The following is a 652-nucleotide window of genomic DNA, read 5'->3' as shown; positions in this document are numbered from 1 at the left end:
CTCGATAAATATGGTAGAATTAACTTGCCCATAAAATAGGATGATAAATGACCCCCAACTCCTTCGAACGAAGGAGGGTGATTCGCCAAAATCCTGGATCATTATCACGTATTTTTGGGCTTCTTTTTTTATATCTTTTGAAAACCCCAACTTGTACCCAAGGTCTATAAAAAAGCTATGTATCCAATGAATCCTTTCATAAAATCGGTTCAAATGTTGTGCCAGTTGTTGACGACTTCCTTTTACTTCCTCACCATTTAAAATCTTACTTAATCTTCCCACCATGGTATCCACTGTATGTTGAAAATAAGGAATGAGAAAACTTGGTAAAATAGAGATCGTTACTTTACAAATCAAACATCTAAAACGACATATAGGAATGTACCATTCGCTCTCCTCATTTATTCCGTATCGCCAATAATATCCGTTTCTATGCACGTTTCCTTGAGCAAGGCTTCTGCATTTAGGACAATCCTCCAATAACGGGAAGTCATTTTCTTTCCCCTTTGCTTCGTAATCTTCAATATTAATTTTAAAATCATGTAAAATGATCATAAAAAACTCTCCCCTTATAATATGCAAAAAATTTAGCATATTACTTCAGGAAAGTACAGTAATCATACTGGAGGAATTTGAACAAAATAACCCCCCC

1 protein-coding gene is annotated in these 652 nt (G+C 35.1%); it reads right to left on the bottom strand.

Annotated elements, in window-relative coordinates; genetic code table 11:
* On the bottom strand, positions 1-555 hold a 555-nt coding region (locus tag JCM21714_RS17815), incomplete at its 3' end, for a DUF6431 domain-containing protein (RefSeq protein ID WP_052000900.1).
* Between the last annotated feature and the right edge of the window lie 97 nt (positions 556-652).

The sequence above is a fragment of the Gracilibacillus boraciitolerans JCM 21714 genome, from assembly GCF_000521485.1.
In the GTDB taxonomy this organism is placed as follows: domain Bacteria; phylum Bacillota; class Bacilli; order Bacillales; family Amphibacillaceae; genus Gracilibacillus; species Gracilibacillus boraciitolerans.
The sequence above is the reverse complement of the archived record's forward strand: the minus strand, read 5'-3'. Positions and strand labels throughout refer to the sequence as shown.